The following is an 18,552-nucleotide window of genomic DNA, read 5'->3' as shown; positions in this document are numbered from 1 at the left end:
GCTGCCCGAAGGGTTCTGCCTAGGGGCGATTTACTCTTTGTTGCTCGGTTTTTACTTAGCCCACTAGGTTACAAACCTCGCGCCGCGATTAAACCGCCCCTAGTTTGAACAAATTTTAATCCGCAAAGGTCAACAGACCCTAATGGCAGCAGTAATATTTTTTGGAATTAAAAATGACCAATGATAATCAAGCTATAAATAAGCGTAAAAAGAATAATCCGCTTATCGAAATCGTATTTAATATCATCATACCTTCAGTCATTTTAATGAAATTTTCAGGGCCTGAATATTTAGGCAGCGTGGTTGGCTTAATTGTGGCGCTTATATTCCCTATTAGTTACGGTATTTATGATTTTATAAAAGCGGGCTCATTAAATTTTATTTCACTTTTGGGCTTTTTAAGTACTTTGCTTACCGGTGGTATTGCGTTGTTTGAGCTTAATGTTGAGTGGTTAGCAATAAAAGAAGCGGCTATACCAGCAATCATTGGTTTTACCGTGCTGATGTCGGGCTTTTTTGGTAAACCCTTGCTAGCCAAGCTCTTATTAAACTCACTTTTATTTAAGTTAGACACTATTTACGATGCCCTTGATGAGCGCGGCAATACGCAAAACTTTAAACAAAAGATTACTAATGCTAATTACTTATTAGCGCTGACCTTTGTGTTTTCATCAACGATGAATTACCTCTTAGCTAAATGGATTGTTACTAGCCCAGCAGGTAGCGTGGAATTTAACGAGCAACTTGGTGAAATGACGCTATTGAGTTATCCAGTGATCGCGATTCCATCTATGATAATGCTGATTGGAATTTTTATTTATGTGATTAAAGTGCTGACCAAGCTGACCGGTATGAAGTTTGAAGAAATGGTTAATGCCGAGTAGATATAACGCATAAAAAACCGTTGTTTAGCAACGGTTTTTTTTTGCTATCAATATTTACTTGTAGTGAGAGTAAAGTTGGTAATTAGTTCTGTGGTACGGAATAAGTTTATAGTTTGGTTGTAAAAAAGTGACTAAGTCGGTGAGTTCAGATACGGTCATGGTATCGTTAAATACCGTCATTTTTGAGCTGCCATCTTCATTTCTGGCGTCGGGTCTATAAGGCCTAGAAAACCGATGTGAGGGGTTGATCACTGACGTGACCAGCTCAGCATAAGAAATTATTTTGGTTTTATTACCTCCTAGCTTAATAGAAATATCGTCATGTTTTGTTACGCTGCTATCTTCAACGCCTGCAAGGGTGTGACATGCCAAGCACTTATATTTTAAAAACACGGCTTTACCTTGTTCTGCATTCCCCTCTGGCAAGCTAAAACCTCGTGGAGAATCAACTCCTTTATCACAGCCTGTGAGTGCAATTAAACACACGATTAGTAGAGTGTATTTCATTAGAGCTCCTGTATTCTCAAATTAATTTTACGCATTACTAACGCAAACTCATTTGCGTCAACAAATGCTTCTTTTAAGAAATAGCCTAATTTGAGTGTAGTCAAAGAGTGGCGAATAGCCTAATTGTTGTGCATATATGCTCAAGGAGAATAACTAGAGAGTTGAATGATAATTAATGATGGAATGAAACATCACAAGCATGAAAAAGCCCAGCAACTTGCTGGGCTTCGTAAACTAAACGTTTACCATAAATATTAACTGTTCAATTGGCCTGTAGATGACTCTATGTGGGCGCGAACAAACCACTGATATTGCTCAAGCTCTGCAAGTTGCGCAATGATCATATCTTCAGATACCGGATCAAGCTCACCGAGTGACTCAATAGCTTTACGGTGATCACCGTTAACGCCGTTATATACTTTATCTAATGCAGCTAGGTGTTCAGTTACTAAACCTTTGCCGATAGCGTAATCTTCCCATGAACGACGATCGACAATTGATTTTGGTGTACCAACAGGCACGCCGCCTAAAGTGGCAATACGTTCTGCTATGGTGTCTGTCATTTCACGTACGGTTTCAACTTGTGGGTCTAGCATTTCATGTACGCCAATAAAGTTTGGACCTACTACATTCCAATGAATATGCTTTAAAGTTAGTTGTAAATCAATTAGCGCTACCATGCGATCTTCTAGAACAGATATTGCTTTACTTGCTGATTCATTTTCTACACCGGGAGCGGTAAATTCAGCGACTTTGTTTGCATTATTACTGTTACTCATTATGCCTCCTACTATTTCAAAATAGTGTTCGCTTAACTCAAGTGAGTGTTTTAATTGCGATAACGAACACGTCTGTTCTAATAGAAGCAATGAGCATGCCGTTAGGTTTTTTATTGTAAGCTATTGAAATATATTTATTTATTTTTGTTTGATAAAGCTTCAAGGAGTATTTAGCTTAAAGGGGTATGAAAAACATGCACTTTTTTTGTAAATTCTGCAAAAAATACATTTAAAAATGGAGTACTTTAAAGGCTTTTTTTGCCTAAGGTATTTAGGCAAAAAGAAAAGTAGAGTTCAGGGTTTAATCGCTATAGCGTTTTTTAATATTGATGTGCTTTTAATACTTCAAGCGGAATAATGTCGAGCGCTTTTTGGTTTGTCGCTTCAAGTACCGCAGGAGGAGCAACATTCGCAGCAATGGCATGATACCAACGAATCGCACATAAGCACCACTTATCGCCAGCTTTTAAACCAGCAAAATCATACAAAGGATTAGGGCTAATTAAATCGTTGCCTTGCGCCTTGGAAAACTGCAAAAATTCGTCGGTCATAATGGCGCATACACTATGATTGCCAAAGTCTGAATCTGGTACATAGCAAAATCCCTCACGGGTATAGCCACCGTTGCCACAGCAAAGTTGTAAGCGAGTTCCTAGTACATTTAATTGATTAGCCATATGAAAACTTACCTTGTAATAACCATTAAAAGCAGGGGGTTTACCATAGCAGGCTGTTAGTGACTTAGCTATCTATGCTGTTAATTTTATATATCTTTTAAGCGAATAAAAACTGCACTTAGTGAAGCCAAATGCAGTTTTTATTAAATAAGGGATTTACGAGAGCAGTGCTGCAGCTAAACGCACAAAATCAGAAGACGTTAAAATACCTACTAGCTGACCTTGCTCGCTCACAACGGGCATGCAACCGTGGCGATTATCTACAAAAAATTTAACGACATCTGATAGCGGCTGCTCTGGCGTTACACTGATAAAATCACTCACCATAATATCTTCTACTTTTGTGAGTTTTTCTTTGCGTTGTAATGCATTAGCACCAAACGTTGCCATGATCCCCATAACTTTGGCGACCATTATTTTTTGGGTAAGCATACCGACAAATGCGCCGTCTTCGTCAATAACAGGAATATGACGAACGTTTTTTTCTTTCATTAAATTGTGTGCGTCATGCAAAGTGCTTTTTATGTTTACCGAAAATGGGTTAGCTGTCATTAAGTCTGTAACGTTTTGACTCATGTTTATTCCTTTATATTATCTGCAGTGTATCAGCATATATTAGCGTTATTTTTAAGCTTTGCACCTTATTCAGATCAAGGTTTTTACGTATTTTGTAAACTGAGGGAGAAGAGGCAACACTTAATTAAATGCCAAAAAGCATTTAATTAAGTGCTTAAAACTACTGGTAAGTGTTATTCATAGCCACGTGGTGTTTTAGTTTTGATAACTGCGATGTATCCATGCCAACTAGCGTAACTAAGTAGCGGCATAATAATAATGAATCCAGCGGCACCTGCAGCAAAGCCAAGCGCTACCAGTACAAATATACAAATTGACCACACAACCATGGCTGCAAAGTTTTCTTTGACTGCGTGGATTGAAGAAACGACTGCGGTCATTATATCAACACGTCTTTCCATCATAATTTGCGGGGTAAATGCTGAGATTGAAAACACACTGACCAACAAAATTCCGCCGATAATACTGCCTATAGTTAAAAACGCAGAAAGTTCTTCAAAGGTAGGATTTGCGTGGTTTGGATATAATGCATGCACAATTGCAGCTAGGCGCATCCAAATAATCATAATCACCATGAGTAATACCGCAAAACCCCATTCACCTACGGGGTTACGAAACATTGATTTCAATGAATGGCTTAATGTAGGTTTGTGGCCTTTCTCAAGCTCCCAGGCTACATCGTATAGGCCAACGGCGAATACCGGACCGATTAAAGCAAAAGCAACGGTTGCAGGTAAAATAGCTAAGTGGCTGTCGGTAAGTACAACAGAGTAAACAATCGCTACCGGAATAAGCGTGAAGATTAAACCGTAAATTAAACTTAACATGGGCGCGCGCGCCATATCTTTAAACGCTAACGAAAGCCAATGAAAAGCGGCAAATGTATTTACTTTGTTGCACTCTAAACAACGTGCGAATTTAGTGTCTTTATCTATTGTGTTTGTAGTTGGCATAAAGATGCTCCTTTTTTAGTCACCTTTTAGGTTTAGAACATAGATGTTCTATTTACAACTCATAAACGCTTATACGCAAGATTTAGTCGCTTTGTTCATTTGTTAGTCATTTTTGTTGGGTTAGCTATTTTTTTTATTTAAATATATGTTTGAGCATGTACTTAAAAAGTGGGTTCGTATTTCTTTTCCACAGTGGTAATCTAAACCCTGAAGCTAATTTTAAGAGACCGTAATGAAGGAAAATAAACAACAATTTCAAGGAGCTTTACTGGGTAGTAAACGGTTTTTACCTCTGTTTGTGACGCAGTTTTTCTCTGCTTTAAATGACAATGTTTATAAGCAATCAATCCTGCTTATTTTAATTTTTCAGGCTGCTACGGTAGCTGATGGTGCCTTTTATTCTAATCTGGCGGCAGGATTATTTATTTTACCGTTTTTTCTATTTTCAGGCATGGCTGGGCAAATTGCAGAAAAGTTGGAAAAATCAAAACTGATCAGCATCGTAAAGTTTTGCGAAATTCCTATTATGCTGGTGGGCGTAGTATCGATTTTAACCGAGCAGGTTTGGTTAATGTTAGGTACTGTATTTTTAATGGGTTTACAAAGCACTTTTTTTGGACCGCTTAAGTACTCTATTTTACCGCAGCATGTGGCCCCAAATGAGCTAACCAAAGCCAATGGACTGGTGGAGTCTGGCACTTTTGTCGCTATTTTATTGGGCACCGTATTTGGTACCTATTATATAACCCAAGCAGCGGGCCCTATTTATATCAGTATCGCAATAGTGAGCCTTGCGGTTATTGGCTTTTTAAGCAGTCGATTTATTCCTAAAAGTGCAGCCAATAATGCTAACTTAAAAGTATCGATTAACCCTATTACTTCAACCAAAAGTGTTTTTAATGCGCTTAAGGCACAAACCGAGTCGGTGGGTAAGTCAGTATTAGGGATCAGTTGGTTTTGGCTTATTGGTGCGGTGATACTAACGGCGCTCCCTAATTACGTAAAACATGTAATGGGAGGTGATGAGTTGGTGGTGACAGCTGCTTTAGTGGTGTTTTCGTTAAGTATTGCATTAGGATCTTTATTGTGTGAAAAGCTATCGCGCTCACGTATTGAGTTAGGTATTGTGCCTTTTGGTGCACTATTAATTACCTTATTTTTATATTTACTAAGCCAAGAGCCTGGTATTGAATTTTATCACCAAGTGAGTGAGTTGCAGCTTACTCTTGAACAAGTGATTAATACCGGCGATATGCTCTGGCATTTTGTTTGGATGGCAGGAATAGGTATTGCCGCAGGGTTTTATACGGTACCTTTGTATGCACTCATTCAGCAGCGTACTCACCCCGATAGCCGTTCACGAGTAATTGCAGCTAACAATGTGTTAAATGCATTGTTTATGGTTGGCAGCGCCGTTTTAAGTATTGTTACTTTAACGCTATTACACTGGGATATTTCACAATTACTATTGTTATTAGCAGGGCTTAATTTACTAATATCGCTGTACATATACACCAAAGTACCGGAGTTTTTCTTACGTTTTATTATCTACATTTTAGCGATTTGCATGTATCGCGTGCGCACTAAAGGCGAGCTCAATATTCCCGATGAAGGCGCTGCGGTGGTGGTAAGTAATCATGTTAGCTTTGTTGATTGGATGTTTATTTTAGCGGCGTCACCTAGGCCAATTCGGTTTGTTGTATTTGCACCTATTTACTATTCACCGGCACTTAATTGGTTGTTTAAAATGGCCAAAGCTATCCCAATTGATAGTCAAAAATCAAATCCTAAGGCGTTTAATAAAGCTTTTGATAACATTGCGCAAGCACTGGAACGTGGTGAGCTGGTGGGTATTTTTCCTGAAGGCAAGCTCAGCGGTGATGGCGAAGTTGATGTATTTCGCCGCGGAATTGAAAAAATAATTCAGCGCACGCCTGTGCCTGTTATCCCAGTTCATTTAGATGGATTATGGGGCAGTATGTTTAGTCGAAAAACTAAATGGCGACTACCTAGACCCAAATGGTCGTTGGTAAGCGTAGCGATTGGTGAGCCGGTTGCGCCTGAACATGTGAGTGCCGATGACTTGCGTGATCGAGTACTTGCTTTAAAGTAGCTTAGTAATAAAAAAGCGCTGCAATTATTGCAGCGCTGTGGTTGTGTTATTTAATGGTTATTAACGGTCTAAATTCATTACTTTAGTCCATGCTTTAACAAAGTCTTCTACAAACTTTTGTTTTGATGTATCAAAAGCATACACCTCAGCAACTGCACGTAGCTCTGAGTTTGAACCAAAAATCAGATCAACCGAAGTAGCGGTGTACTTTTGCTCACCCGACTGACGGTCAAAGCCTTGATAAATGCCAGCATCTGACGATTTTTTCCATACCGTCGACATATCTAATAAGTTAACGAAGAAATCGTTATTTAGAGTACCAGGCTTGTCAGTAAATACGCCGTAGTCAGTGCCTTTATAGTTTGCATCAAGTGAACGTAAGCCACCGACTAATACAGTCATTTCAGGAACTGTTAGGTCAAGCTGATCCGCTTTATCAATCAGCATTTCAGTTGGTGATTTATAGCTCTTATCTGCATCAAAATAGTTTCTAAAACCATCGGCAGGCAACTCTAATAAGCTAAATGCATTAACGTCAGTTTGTGCTTGTGTAGCATCGCCACGGCCAGCATTAAACGGCACGTCTACTGAGTAGCCTGCATCTTTGGCTGCTTTTTCAATCGCTGCATTACCACCAAGCACAATTAAATCAGCAAGCGATACATGGCTTTTGCTAAATAAGCTGTCGTTAAAGTCAGCTTGAATCGCTTTTAATACTTTAAGTACCTTTGTGGTTTCTGCTGGATTATTTACTGCCCAATCTTTTTGTGGTGCTAGCGCAATACGTGCGCCGTTGGCACCGCCGCGCATATCTGAATCACGGTAACTGGCAGCCGATGCCCATGCTACACGTACTAACTCAGGTACACTTAGGTTCGAGTCTAAAATAGCAGCTTTCAGCTCTTTTACTGCACCAGCATCAATGTTTGATTTAGTCTCTGCTGAAATAGGGTCTTGCCAAATTAAGTCTTCTTTAGGTACTTCTTTACCTAAAAAGTTACGTGGTGGTCCCATATCTCGGTGAGTTAATTTGTACCATGCTTTAGCAAATGCAAGTTGATACTCTTTTGGGTCATTTAAAAAGCGTTCAGCAATTTTGCGATATTCAGGATCAAATTTTAACGCTAAATCGGCAGTGGTCATTACCGGTGGGTTAAATTTACCTTTAACGTGCGCATCAGGTACTGACTTATGTAATGATTCATCTGTTGGGATCCACTGAATAGCGCCAGCAGGACTGCGAGTTTGTTTCCACTCAAAGTTAAGTAGGTTGCTTAAATATAATGATGACCAGCGAGTAGGTGCTTGTGTCCATGCGCCTTCTAAACCACTAGATACGGTATCTTCAGAGTGACCTTTACCACATTTGTTCTTCCAGCCTAAACCTTGCTCTTCAATACCTGCTGCCGCAGGCTCTGCACCCACACAGTCTTTAGGTTTGTGCGCACCATGCATTTTACCAAAGGTGTGACCACCGGCGATAAGTGCTAGGGTTTCTTCATCGTTCATCGCCATGCGAGAAAACGCAACACGAATATTTTTAGCTGAGCCAATAGGATCAGGAACCCCTTTAGGCCCTTCTGGGTTTACATAAATTAAACCCATGTGTGTTGCACCCAATGGGCGTTCTAGTTTGCCGCTGGCATCTTCACGGTCGCTGGCAAGCATTTCTACTTCAGGACCCCAGTAAACCATGTCTGGTTCCCAATCGTCAGTACGACCACCAGCAAAACCATAGGTTTCAAATCCCATGTTTTCTAAGGCAACATTACCGGCTAATACGATTAAATCTGACCATGAAAGGGCTTCACCGTATTTTTGTTTAATTGGCCAAAGTAAACGGCGCGCTTTATCCAAGCTTACGTTATCTGGCCAGCTATTAAGCGGTTCAAAACGTTGTTGACCACCGCCAGCGCCACCACGGCCATCAAGCGTACGATAAGTACCTGCACTGTGCCAAGTCATACGAATAAAAAATGGGCCATAGTTACCAAAATCTGCCGGCCACCAATCTTGAGATTGGGTTAGCAGAGCGTCGATATCACTTTTTACAGTGTCTAAATCTAGGCTGTTAAATGCCTCTGCATAATTAAAGTCACTACCGTAAGGGTTTGAACGTAGATCATGATCGCGAAGAGGAGATAGGTTAAGTTGATCTGGCCACCAAAATTGGTTGGTTCTGGTTGCACCCATTTTTGCCTCACCCATGCCTACAGCACCTTGTGGCTTAGACATTTGTGGTTTTTCTTGACTAAAAGCAGAGCCAGACATAAGTGCCATACTTATAAATCCAACAAGCGCTTTTTTTGTAAATGATCGGTTTTTCATTGTCAGCTTCCTTAAAGTTAACGAATTTCGTTATATACAAAGCGTATTAAAAATAGGGTCTACTCATTTAAAAACAGTAGGCTAAAACTTCATTCAAGTTGTTGTTAAATGAGCCTGAATGCACTAAGCAGTGCGAATAGTATAGTAAGGAGGCTAAAAACCGTGTGTGAAATAAAGCGATTGATACAATCTATAAAAATGATTCATTAAAGTTAAATGATTAAATAAACAAATCACTAAAGAGCTTTGAAAGAGGGGCAGACATAAAAAAGCCCAGCGTAGGCTGGGCTATTAGATTAAAGTGAGTGCTATTGAGTTTTCATTAATTTACTGGTGATCACACCTGAGGTCATAGAGCCCGACACGTTGAGTGCAGTGCGCGCCATGTCTATTAATGGTTCAATAGAAATAAGTAAAGCCACTACCTCTATAGGTAGTCCCATGGTCGGTAATACAACCAACGCTGCGAAGGTAGCACCACCGCCAACACCTGCAATACCAAACGAACTAATAACCACAATACCAATTAGCGGTAAAATAAACTCAAATGTAAGTGGGTCAATCCCCACACTTGGCGCAACCATCATCGCAAGCATAGCAGGGTAAATACCAGCACAACCGTTTTGACCTATAGTGGCACCAAAAGAAGCCGATAAATTAGCGATTGCAGGTGGCACTTTTAACTGGTTAATTTGCACATCAACATTCATAGGAATAGATGCCGCTGAGCTACGTGAGCTAAAAGCAAAGGTAAGCACAGGCCAAATTTTTTCAAAGTAATTTTTTGGATTAACGCCGACTAAGCTAAGCAATAAACCATGCACAACAAACATTAGTAAAATAGCCACGTAAGAAGCCACAATAAAGGCGAGTAAATTTAAAATATCGCTACTGCTTGAGTTTGCCACAACGCTTGCCATTAGGCCCGCAACACCATAAGGCGTTAGTGCAATTACCATGCGAACTAAGCTCATTACTGTTGCTTGTAGGGCGTTTACACCGTTACGAATTGGGCTAGCAAGTTCTGTTTTTTCAAGCATTACTTTACGTGCAGCTATACCAACAAGTACACCAAATATAACCGTGGCAATAATAGAGGTTGAACGTTGATTACTTAAATCCGCAAATGGGTTTTCAGGGATAAAGCTCAGTAGCATTTGCGGCACACTTAGGTCGGCTACATTCGCGGCTTTGCTTTGTAGGGTGTCCATTCTAGCGGCTTCACGAGTACCCGAAACAAGCCCTTCAATGCTCAAGTCAAATCCATACGTTACAGCAATACCAATTAGCGCTGCAATTGCGGTGGTAAACAGTAAAACAGAGATACTAATAAAGGATATTTTCCCTAGTGAGCCTTGGTTCTCAAGCTTAACCACAGCGGCAATCATAAAGACCAATACTAGTGGCATAATGATCATTTTTAGCAAACCGACATAGCCTTTACCTACTATGCTTACCCAGCTGAGTATTTCTTTAATGGTTTCTGGGGAGTGGGCAAACAAAAACTGTAGGGCTAAACCAAAGGCGCTACCAAGCACTAAACCAAATAAAACGGTACGAGATAAAGAGCTGCTTTTTTGCGAAACAAGATAAATAGCAAACAGCAAACCGACAAATAATGCCAACATTAATAATACAGCAAGCGACATGGTACCCTCTTTTATAGCTGTGAATTAGCGCGGCACTTTAACGTTTTGTAAGACGTTAACAAAATACACTTTCGCTATGGGATAGAATTAAAAGGAATATAGTAATAATATTAAAGTATAACGAATGAGCACATTATTGAAAAAATCAGCTCATATGATTGTATTTTCTTCAAATTATGGGATTTACTATAGATCGTAAGCCTTGTTTAAAGCGTAAGTCTCATACGAATTAATTGGTCAACGTGTTCACTTTAGATTTATTTAAAAATAGGGAGTAAAGGTATGTTAAAGGCAATAATGACGCTGGTGATAGTTTTAGTGGTTAGCGGATGTTCAACCCAGTATCCAAATCAAGCGCTGCTTGGTAAGCAATTTCCCACTGTTACAGGAGAAAGCTTAGAGCAACAGTCATTCACTATTCCTGATGACTTTAACAACCCACATACGTTGCTATTAATTGGTTATAAACAAGATAGCCAGTTTGATATTGATCGTTGGCTTATTGGTTTAGATATGACTGCAGTTGATGTTACGGCCTATGAGTTGCCAACTATTCAGGGCATGGTTCCTCGTATGTTTAGTACCTTAATTGATAGCGGCATGCGTAAGGGGATCCCAAAAGAGTTGTGGGGTGGGGTGATCACAATTTACAAAGATGGCGATAAAGTTCAGGCATTTACTGGCAACGAAAACCCTAATAACAGTCGTGTAATACTGCTTGATGAGAGTGGCAAAATTATTTACTTTTACGACCGTGGTTTTTCTGTATCGGCATTAAATAATTTAAAAGCGGTTTTGGAAAAGCAATAAGTTGTAGTTAAATTTAGTTGCCTTTGGGCACGCTATTATTAAGTTAGCGTGCCACGTTAAAAGGATTACTCGCTAACGTTATTTCTGCCTTTCTTTTTAGCTCTATAAAGGGCTAAATCGGCATTTTTTAATGCCTCATCAAAGCTTTGTTTTGCCACTCTTTGCGCTACACCTATAGAAACCGTCACGTTTACCGTTTTGTTGTCACTTGGCTGCTTACCTTTGCGAGATTTTTTATCGGTGCGTTTTGGGTTTCTGATCACCATGTCGTAGGTGGCAATATTTTCGCGCAGTGTTTCTAGTTCAGGGATTGACTGCTCGGTTGTTTTACGCGGGAACACCACCGTAAATTCTTCTCCACCATAACGGTAAATTTTGCCACCCCCTTTAATGCCAGTCATTTTAGCCGCCACTAGCTTTAAAACTTGGTCGCCAATATCGTGGCCATAGGTATCGTTGAATTTTTTAAAGTGATCAATGTCGAGCATAGCAACGGTGTATTTTCGCCCTAATGATAAAGCAAGCTGATTAAGTGCTCGCCGCGTTGGTAAGCTGGTTAAATCGTCTCTATAGGCTAAATAATAAGAGTCTGTACTTACTGCCAATAAATACAAAGAAGCCATAAGCACGGCTATTACAGACCAAGGAAAATCAATAATGTGTTGCTGATTAAGGCACCAGACAATAAAAGTAATTAATAAGGCGGTTTGAGTCAGGTTATGGGCTCTTAAGCTTTGCCAAATAAGCAAGCCGCCAATTATTGAAAGCGGTAAAACAATGGGTAAATAAGGAAGCAGCTGAGTATAAAAAGAAGATTGTATTGTTAGTTCTTGCAAGTGTTGGCTCAGTGCTAACCAAGCAAATGCAGTACCGCCACAGACAATAACGAGTAAACTGCGAGTTACTGTGTGTATTGATAAGAGCGCTCTATCTTTTATAACTGCCAATAGCATTAATAAACTTGTAGCGCATAATAAGGTCCAGTCAGGTTGCGCTTTGAGCCAGTCAGACCAAGGTAAAGCGTAGTCTAATGAAGATAAATAAAGCACCCAAAATGCGCAAAGTAATGCAACTCGACTTCGATTAAACTGAGTAGCAAATACAGCAGTAATAATCAGTAATGGATAAACAAGGTTATTAATAAGAGAGAGCTTACTTTGCCATTGAGCTTGAAACTGAACTAATAATAAAAATAAGCCACATAGACCTAAAAGGCTCAAAGAAGTTGATTTAACTCCTGCTAATTTTAACAACCTATGCTCCAAAGACCGATGTCTAAAAAATAAAGGCTTATTGTATTCATATTGAGAAATATTACTACTTTAATGCTTGTTAATTATTTAAAAACAATACTTTAAAACTAATTTAAATGACTTTTATCGACATTTTTTAACCAAATGTATGATATTTTCGATAAGGTAAAAACAGTGATAAGACTTATTTGGGAGATTTAGATAGAGTGGATTATCGCGCTTTTAGCAATTTTAGAGGCCATCCATGGCCATTTTGCTAATCGTTTTTGTAGCGAGGATAATCACTGTAGCCTTGCTCAGTGCCACCATACATAGTAGTAGCATCGGCTTCATTTAATGGCCAATTATGTTTAATACGCGCTGGTAAATCAGGATTGGCAATAAAAGGGCGACCAAAAGCAAATAAATCTCCATAACCTTTAGCTAGCATTGCCACAGATTTATCAACTGTGTATTTACCTGCGTAAATAATACGTCCAGAAAATTCTGCGCGTGCCGCTTGGTAAAATTGCTCTGGCAAATCTGGGGCATTGTCCCAATCGGCTTCAGCAATTGAAAGATAAGCAATACCCGCTTGCTCAAGTACTTTAATGGCTTCTATATAAGTATGTTGAGGGTCTGATTCTACTAATCCTAAATAAACACGGGTTTCATCAGTACTGCTAAATAGCGGCGCAAATCTAACCCCTAAACGCTCAGCGCCAACTACATCACTAACGGCAGCAACAATCTCTTTTAAAAAGCGTAAGCGATTAGTCAGTGAGCCACCGTATTCATCTTCACGTTGGTTACTATGCTCAGAAATAAATTGGTTTACTAAGTAGCCATTAGCACAATGCAGTTCCACACCATCAAACCCAGCCTCTAGCGCATTACGGGCAGCTTGTGCATACATGCCAACAAGCTCTTTGACTTCATTTGTTGTTAAAGCTTGCGGTTCACTTGGATCGGCTAAAGCGCCTTGAGCTGGCCCTGTTTCTATAAACACTTTCACACTATCAGCTGCTATTGCTGAGGGAGCAACAGGTTTGGCTTCATTTGGTTGTAGGCTAGTATGCGATACACGGCCTACATGCCAAAGCTGGGCAAAAATAACTCCCCCTTCTGCATGCACGGCATTAGTCACTTTTCTCCAGCCATCGATTTGTTCTGCAGAGTGAATACCGGGTGTCCAAGCGTATCCTTGTCCTCTGGGTTCAATTTGAGTGCCCTCGGTAACCATAAAGCCAGCACTTGCACGTTGCGCATAATAGGTGGCCATTACTTCGTTGGGGATATTGCCAGGTACTGTACTGCGTGAGCGGGTAAGTGGCGGCATAACAATACGATTTTTCAGGGTATATGGCCCTAAACTAATGGATGAAAATAAACTGTCGATATTTTTACTCGGTTGACTCATTTTAATACCTTTTAAATTAACTATGCTGCTGAGCGCTTATAACAATGCTGGTGAGCATAGGGATTTAAAGCTACAATTTGAAACAACACTTTTTTGTTTTAGATACAATTATGAATGGTATAGGTCGGCTGGATATAAAGCAGTTGCGAGTTTTAAGCGCTTTACTCAAATTAAAAAATGTATCGCATGTTGCGCAAAAAATGGGGCTAACTCAGCAAGCTATTAGTGAGCAGCTGCGAAAATTACGCGATTTATTTGATGACAGGCTGTTTATTCGTCAAGGCAATACGATGCTGCCAACGCCAAAAGCGCTGGCGCTTGAACTATCAATTAATCAAATTCTGAGTCAACTAGACGCATTATTAGTGCCGTCACAGTTTTCCCCGCAGAGTTATCAAGGCGTTTTTACTATAAGTGCTACGGACTATGCGATTGCTGCACTTTTACCTCAGTTATTAGCAATTACTCGCCGTGAAGCGCCAGGTTTAAAGTTGATTATTCGAGACTTCGCATCCGATAACGTTAACCAGCTTATCAGCGCAGGGGAGCTTGATTTACTGATTAGCTTTGTTGAATTTATACCTGATAATTTAGTCTACGATACCCTATTTGAAGAACAACATATTTGTATTGCAGGCGCACATGCGCCCACACCTTCAAAGCCTTTGAGCTTATCTGAGGTTGCGAGCCGGCCGCAGTTGGTGGTGTCGGCATCTAGAGCAAACTTACGTGGATCGCACGATCGCTGGTTTGCAGATAAAGGCTACAAACGAAATATTGTCATGTCAGTACCTGGGTTTTCATCAGTGCCTGATTTACTCAATACCACCGATTTAATTGCGTTTTACCCATCAAGGTTATTGCCAAATAGTAAGGTAAAGCAATTGGAGATTGAATTATTACCGCCGCCGTTTAAGGTGATTGCAGCATGGCATCCTCGCTCAAATAACAGCGATATTCATCAGTGGCTTATTGCACAATTAAAGCGTATTTAGACTGACTCTGCGTGAGCTAGATTTATTATCTCAAGCAGCTATTTTGAGCGCTAACTGCGTTGAATTTACTTGCAATAGACTAGCTATTGACGCGTAATTTCGACTTGTTTTCACTGAAAATCTCTGGCTAGAGAAAATAAACATAAATATCATTTTGATTCAATATGTTAGTAAATCTCTTAACCAGAGTTCAGGTTAATTAGTTGGCGAATATCGCTTCCTGTTGGTGCTTCATGGGCACGTAACGAAAAGGCGGGTAAAACCGCTAATATATGATCAAATATATCTGACTGAATATTTTCATATTCACCCCAATTAGTGGTATTGGTGAATGCATAAATCTCAATAGGTAAACCTTGGGTTGTTGGCGCTAATTGCCTTACCATTAAGGTCATACCTTGATGAATATGTGGGTGCTGTTTTAATAGCGCGACCAAATAGTGACGAAATGTACCCACATTAGTTAGCCTGCGGCCATTTAAAGTGCAGCTCATATCTACTTTTTTAGTGATGTTTTGCTCCTCAATAACCAATAGCGTACTTTCAAGGTACTCACTTAGTAAATCGGCTTTTTTAAGGGCAACAACTGCGGCTTCGTCTAAAAAGTGCACACTACTCATTTCAAGGTGAATGCTGCGTTTTATCCGGCGTCCACCAGAGTCTGACATACCGCGCCAATTTTTAAATGAGTCGGAGATCAAGGCATAAGTAGGAATGGTGGTAATGGTTTTATCCCAATTTCTTACTTTAACCGTGGTTAACGCAATATCAATAACATCACCGTCGGCACCGTACTTAGGCATTTCTAACCAGTCACCTACCGCCAGCATATTATTGGCAGAGAGCTGAATACCTGCTACTAATCCTAAAATAGCGTCTTTAAATACCAGTAATAACACCGCAGACAGAGCGCCTAAGCCGCTTAGTAAAATTAACGGTGATTTATTCATTAACAATGAAACGGCTAAAATGGCAGTTAATACACTGGCAATAAGCTTAATTGTTTGCAAAAAGCCGCGCAGCGGAAAGTGAGCGCTTAAGGGGCGCTTATCGGAAATTGCTTGAAATATATCCAGTAAAGAAAATAGCGAAAGTAAGGCAAATAAAATGATCCATTGATCGGTGATCATTTTAATCAAATACAAAAACGTGGTGCCTTCGGGTACCCACAGTTGCGCTTGAATAACAACGACCGCTCCTTGTAAAACAAATGAGATATTACGAGCGAGCTTTTTTGCTGAATATAAAGGACTTTTGCTATCGGGTTGCGCAGCTTGTTCGCTAAAACGGTTTTTAACTAAACGCTGAGAAACCAGTCTTAAGATGAGGTGTAATATTAATGCAAATAGCGCAATCCAAGCCAATACAATCAGGTCGTACCATAAAAATGGACTTCCCGGAAAATAATCGCCAAACCATTGCAGTAAAAAATCTCGCAGCTGTGCGCGTGTTCCTGTCATTAATACTCCATAAGGACGCTATTATTAATTACTGATTATTAGTTAAGCAGCTGCAATGTAAAAAGTCTATTTAAGACTTTTTACATTATGTAGTTACAGTTTACCATGCTCGAGTTGCTGGCTGAGTTCTTCAAAAATACTTGGATCATCTATGGTTGATGGAATTTGCAGTTCTTCACCATCAATTAACTGCCGCAGGTTTTTACGTAAAATTTTGCCAGAACGGGTTTTTGGTAATCGCTCTACACACATAATATTTTTAAGGCACGCAATAGCACCAATTTGATTACGCACGGTTTGCACCAATTGCTGTTCTACCTCTTTATGTGAGCCATGAAAATCATTTTTTAGCACCACCATCGCCATTGGGTTTTGCCCTTTTAACGCATCACTAATACCAAATACTGCACATTCAGCCACAGCTGGGTGCGCGGCAACAATTTCTTCCATTTCACCGGTGGATAGACGGTGCCCTGCGACATTAATTACATCATCGGTGCGACCCATAATAAAGAGGTAGCCATCGTCATCAATATAACCGCCATCACCAGATAAATAGTAGCCTTCATATTCAGCCAAATAACCAGCCTTAAAACGAGCCGTATTTTGCCAAATTGTCGGTAAGCATCCCGGTGGTAAAGGTCGCTTTATAACAACCGCGCCTTGTTCATTCGGAGCACATTCATCCCCATTCATATCTAAAATTCTTACATCAAACCCAGGTGTTGCAACTGTTGAGCTTCCTGCTTTTGTTGGCAGGTGTTCAATGCCAACAGGGTTACACGCAATTGCCCAGCCCGTTTCTGTTTGCCACCAATGATCAAGCACCGGTAAACCTGTTTTTTCTTTGAGCCAATCGTAGGTAGGTGGGTCTAAACGCTCTCCGGCTAAAAATAATCGTTTGAGACTAGAGGTATCGTATTGTTTAAAGCCATCGGCATTGGGATCCTCTTTTTTAATCGCGCGAAACGCAGTGGGGGCACTAAATAGGGCATTCACTTTGTATTCTTCTACTACGCGCCAAAAAGCACTGGCATCGGGGGTTCTAACCGGTTTTCCTTCAAATAAAATAGTTGCGCATCGATACATAAGTGGCGCATACACAATATACGAATGACCCACTACCCAGCCAATATCAGAGGCGGCCCAAAATACGTCACCGGGTTTCATGCCGTATACGGTTTCCATACTGTAATGCATAGCAACCGCATGGCCGCCATTTTCACGCACCACACCTTTAGGTGTCCCTGTTGTGCCAGAGGTGTATAAAATATAAAGTGGATGATCGCCACTGACCGCAACGGGATCAACCGGTGTGGCTGTTTGCATTGCAACAGCCCAGTCAATATCACGTTCGGGCATAAGCGGTGCGGTGGCTTGCTCACGCTGATAAATAATACAGTGTTCAACTTTATAGCTAGCAGCTTCAACCGCGTTATCGAGCAAGTCTTTGTATTCAATTATGGTATTTACTTCTACACCGCAAGAGGCAGTGAGTACCAATTTGGGCTTGGCGTCATCAATCCGTACCGCTAATTCATGCGCTGCAAAACCGCCAAACACAACAGAATGAATAGCGCCAATTCGGGCACATGCCAACATACCAATTACGGCTTCGGGGATCATGGGCATGTAAATCACTACGCGGTCGCCTTTAATCACTCCTAAAGACTGCATTACCCCTGCAAATTTAGCGACCTCTTGCTGTAGTTGTAAATAGCTATAACTGCGTTTGCTATTGGTAACCGGTGAATCATAAATTAACGCTGTTTCATTACCATGCCCAGCGATTACATGTTGATCTACGGCTAAAAAGCAGCTGTTAAGTTCGCCGTCTGCATACCAGTGGTGTAGTCCTTCTTGATCTTGTGTGTATGCGGTTTCTGGAGCCTTGTACCAAGGTAGTCGCTTACTTTGTGATAACCAAAACGCTGCCGGGTCTTGTTTAAACTCGTTGTAATGTTGTTTGTATTCACCTGACATAAAGGCTCCTAAGGAAAATATAATCTAACGTAATTTAAAACTAAGCGCTTTTTATCAGCAGTGATATTCGACTATGGTCGGTTAAATAGTAAGCGATGCTTTTAGTTTTTGGCCAACGTGATGATTGTATAGAACTAAAAAGTTCCAACTAATGTAAAATGAATCAGTAATTAATGAGAGTAAATG

Annotated in this window: 15 protein-coding genes; 4 read left to right on the top strand and 11 right to left on the bottom strand. The window is 40.3% G+C overall.

Going from position 1 to position 18,552, the window contains the following annotated elements; all coding sequences use genetic code 11:
- Positions 1–173: 173 nt before the first annotated feature.
- A complete protein-coding gene (locus tag CWB76_RS14950) occupies positions 174–884 on the top strand; it encodes a VC0807 family protein (protein ID WP_138608718.1) in 711 nt (236 codons plus the stop codon).
- Positions 885–938: 54 nt separating this feature from the next.
- Here the strand turns inward: CWB76_RS14950 and CWB76_RS14945 are convergent, their stop codons facing one another.
- From CWB76_RS14945 to CWB76_RS14925, 5 genes are all read right to left on the bottom strand, one after another.
- Positions 939–1,391, bottom strand: a complete 453-nt coding sequence (locus CWB76_RS14945; RefSeq protein WP_138608716.1) for a c-type cytochrome — start codon at positions 1,389–1,391, stop codon at positions 939–941.
- A 254-nt stretch (positions 1,392–1,645) separates the two neighbouring features.
- Positions 1,646–2,170, bottom strand: a complete 525-nt coding sequence (gene dps, locus CWB76_RS14940) for a DNA starvation/stationary phase protection protein Dps (RefSeq protein WP_138608714.1) — start codon at positions 2,168–2,170, stop codon at positions 1,646–1,648.
- Positions 2,171–2,490: 320 nt separating this feature from the next.
- Positions 2,491–2,847, bottom strand: a complete 357-nt coding sequence (locus CWB76_RS14935) for a DUF2237 family protein (protein WP_138608712.1) — start codon at positions 2,845–2,847, stop codon at positions 2,491–2,493.
- 156 nt (positions 2,848–3,003) lie between these two features.
- Positions 3,004–3,423: a CBS domain-containing protein gene (locus tag CWB76_RS14930; RefSeq protein ID WP_138608710.1), complete on the bottom strand. Its 420-nt coding sequence runs from the start codon at positions 3,421–3,423 to the stop codon at positions 3,004–3,006.
- Between the two features lie 173 nt (positions 3,424–3,596).
- Positions 3,597–4,376, bottom strand: coding sequence for a DUF2189 domain-containing protein (locus CWB76_RS14925; RefSeq protein ID WP_138608709.1), 780 nt, complete (start codon positions 4,374–4,376; stop codon positions 3,597–3,599).
- Between the two features lie 232 nt (positions 4,377–4,608).
- On the opposite strand from CWB76_RS14925, the gene CWB76_RS14920 reads away from it, so the two are divergent.
- Entirely contained in the window at positions 4,609–6,489 is a 1,881-nt protein-coding gene (locus tag CWB76_RS14920; RefSeq protein ID WP_138608707.1) for an MFS transporter, read from the top strand.
- A 60-nt stretch (positions 6,490–6,549) separates the two neighbouring features.
- On the opposite strand, the gene katG is transcribed toward CWB76_RS14920, so the two are convergent.
- Together katG and CWB76_RS14910 are read right to left on the bottom strand one after the other, a co-directional pair.
- Entirely contained in the window at positions 6,550–8,817 is a 2,268-nt protein-coding gene (gene katG, locus CWB76_RS14915; protein WP_138570376.1) for a catalase/peroxidase HPI, read from the bottom strand.
- A 308-nt stretch (positions 8,818–9,125) separates the two neighbouring features.
- Positions 9,126–10,466 (bottom strand): L-cystine transporter, encoded by a 1,341-nt coding sequence (locus CWB76_RS14910; RefSeq protein ID WP_010387567.1) that lies wholly within the window; start codon positions 10,464–10,466, stop codon positions 9,126–9,128.
- Positions 10,467–10,748: 282 nt separating this feature from the next.
- On the opposite strand from CWB76_RS14910, the gene CWB76_RS14905 reads away from it, so the two are divergent.
- Positions 10,749–11,276 (top strand): hypothetical protein, encoded by a 528-nt coding sequence (locus tag CWB76_RS14905; RefSeq protein WP_138608705.1) that lies wholly within the window; start codon positions 10,749–10,751, stop codon positions 11,274–11,276.
- Positions 11,277–11,341: 65 nt separating this feature from the next.
- Here the strand turns inward: CWB76_RS14905 and CWB76_RS14900 are convergent, their stop codons facing one another.
- The gene (locus tag CWB76_RS14900; protein ID WP_249363185.1) at positions 11,342–12,529 is read right to left on the bottom strand and encodes a GGDEF domain-containing protein; all 1,188 of its coding nucleotides are present in this window, start codon (positions 12,527–12,529) and stop codon (positions 11,342–11,344) included.
- Positions 12,530–12,785: 256 nt separating this feature from the next.
- Positions 12,786–13,928: an alkene reductase gene (locus CWB76_RS14895; protein WP_138608701.1), complete on the bottom strand. Its 1,143-nt coding sequence runs from the start codon at positions 13,926–13,928 to the stop codon at positions 12,786–12,788.
- A 110-nt stretch (positions 13,929–14,038) separates the two neighbouring features.
- Here CWB76_RS14895 and CWB76_RS14890 point away from each other — a divergent pair, with 110 nt between their 5' ends.
- The gene (locus CWB76_RS14890) at positions 14,039–14,923 is read left to right on the top strand and encodes a LysR family transcriptional regulator (protein ID WP_138608699.1); all 885 of its coding nucleotides are present in this window, start codon (positions 14,039–14,041) and stop codon (positions 14,921–14,923) included.
- Between the two features lie 179 nt (positions 14,924–15,102).
- On the opposite strand, the gene CWB76_RS14885 is transcribed toward CWB76_RS14890, so the two are convergent.
- Positions 15,103–16,383, bottom strand: a complete 1,281-nt coding sequence (locus CWB76_RS14885) for a mechanosensitive ion channel family protein (protein ID WP_138608697.1) — start codon at positions 16,381–16,383, stop codon at positions 15,103–15,105.
- A gap of 93 nt (positions 16,384–16,476) precedes the next feature.
- A complete protein-coding gene (locus CWB76_RS14880) occupies positions 16,477–18,366 on the bottom strand; it encodes an acetate--CoA ligase (protein ID WP_138608695.1) in 1,890 nt (629 codons plus the stop codon).
- Positions 18,367–18,552 lie beyond the last annotated feature (186 nt).

The organism is Pseudoalteromonas sp. S1609, from assembly GCF_005887255.1.
GTDB lineage: Bacteria > Pseudomonadota > Gammaproteobacteria > Enterobacterales > Alteromonadaceae > Pseudoalteromonas.
The sequence above is the reverse complement of the archived record's forward strand: the minus strand, read 5'-3'. Positions and strand labels throughout refer to the sequence as shown.

Bases quoted from the DNA above. Each gene is read 5' to 3' on its own strand.
- CWB76_RS14950 (WP_138608718.1), top strand. From the start codon at position 174: ATGACCAATGATAATCAAGCTATAAATAAGCGTAAAAAGAATAATCCG.
- CWB76_RS14945 (WP_138608716.1), bottom strand. From the start codon at position 1,391: ATGAAATACACTCTACTAATCGTGTGTTTAATTGCACTCACAGGCTGT.
- dps (WP_138608714.1), bottom strand. From the start codon at position 2,170: ATGAGTAACAGTAATAATGCAAACAAAGTCGCTGAATTTACCGCTCCC.
- CWB76_RS14935 (WP_138608712.1), bottom strand. From the start codon at position 2,847: ATGGCTAATCAATTAAATGTACTAGGAACTCGCTTACAACTTTGCTGT.
- CWB76_RS14930 (WP_138608710.1), bottom strand. From the start codon at position 3,423: ATGAGTCAAAACGTTACAGACTTAATGACAGCTAACCCATTTTCGGTA.
- CWB76_RS14925 (WP_138608709.1), bottom strand. From the start codon at position 4,376: ATGCCAACTACAAACACAATAGATAAAGACACTAAATTCGCACGTTGT.
- CWB76_RS14920 (WP_138608707.1), top strand. From the start codon at position 4,609: ATGAAGGAAAATAAACAACAATTTCAAGGAGCTTTACTGGGTAGTAAA.
- katG (WP_138570376.1), bottom strand. From the start codon at position 8,817: ATGAAAAACCGATCATTTACAAAAAAAGCGCTTGTTGGATTTATAAGT.
- CWB76_RS14910 (WP_010387567.1), bottom strand. From the start codon at position 10,466: ATGTCGCTTGCTGTATTATTAATGTTGGCATTATTTGTCGGTTTGCTG.
- CWB76_RS14905 (WP_138608705.1), top strand. From the start codon at position 10,749: ATGTTAAAGGCAATAATGACGCTGGTGATAGTTTTAGTGGTTAGCGGA.
- CWB76_RS14895 (WP_138608701.1), bottom strand. From the start codon at position 13,928: ATGAGTCAACCGAGTAAAAATATCGACAGTTTATTTTCATCCATTAGT.
- CWB76_RS14890 (WP_138608699.1), top strand. From the start codon at position 14,039: ATGAATGGTATAGGTCGGCTGGATATAAAGCAGTTGCGAGTTTTAAGC.
- CWB76_RS14885 (WP_138608697.1), bottom strand. From the start codon at position 16,383: ATGACAGGAACACGCGCACAGCTGCGAGATTTTTTACTGCAATGGTTT.
- CWB76_RS14880 (WP_138608695.1), bottom strand. From the start codon at position 18,366: ATGTCAGGTGAATACAAACAACATTACAACGAGTTTAAACAAGACCCG.